Here is a 410-nt window from a genome sequence, read left to right on the forward strand (position 1 = left end):
GAAAAGCGGGTGATGTATTTAAAATTGAATTGAAGAATAAATAGATTTCTCCGTACATTTTAAACAAACAATCCTTGAACAATATGTTGTTTAGGGATTGTTTTTTTCGTTTCAGGGCGGTTTTGAATACAGCAACCTTCTTCCATGTATGATAAATTCAGTAAGTACAATCTAGAAAAAAATTACGAGGAGGAATGAATAATGAAGAGAATGGTTTCTGTAGTAATGACCGCTATGCTTATTACCATACCGGTCACCTCTGCTTTTGCTGGGACGGAACCGGTTACTGTAAAAGAAAGGGCACAGGTGCTAGCTTCGAAGCTCCTTTCCGTATCTGGTGCAAGTGGTGTGCAGTATGCCATTATGGATAAGGGATCCATTGTTTTATCAGATAACGCCGGTGTAAAAGA

Annotated in this window: 1 pseudogene; it reads left to right on the forward strand. The window is 38.3% G+C overall.

Annotated elements, in window-relative coordinates:
* Positions 1 to 201 precede the first annotated feature (201 nt).
* A pseudogene (locus tag KQX66_RS36520) lies at positions 202 to 410 on the forward strand (serine hydrolase); the annotation flags it as partial.

The sequence above is a fragment of the Paenibacillus oleatilyticus genome, from assembly GCF_018998565.1.
Taxonomy (GTDB): Bacteria; Bacillota; Bacilli; order Paenibacillales; family NBRC-103111; genus Paenibacillus_G; species Paenibacillus_G oleatilyticus.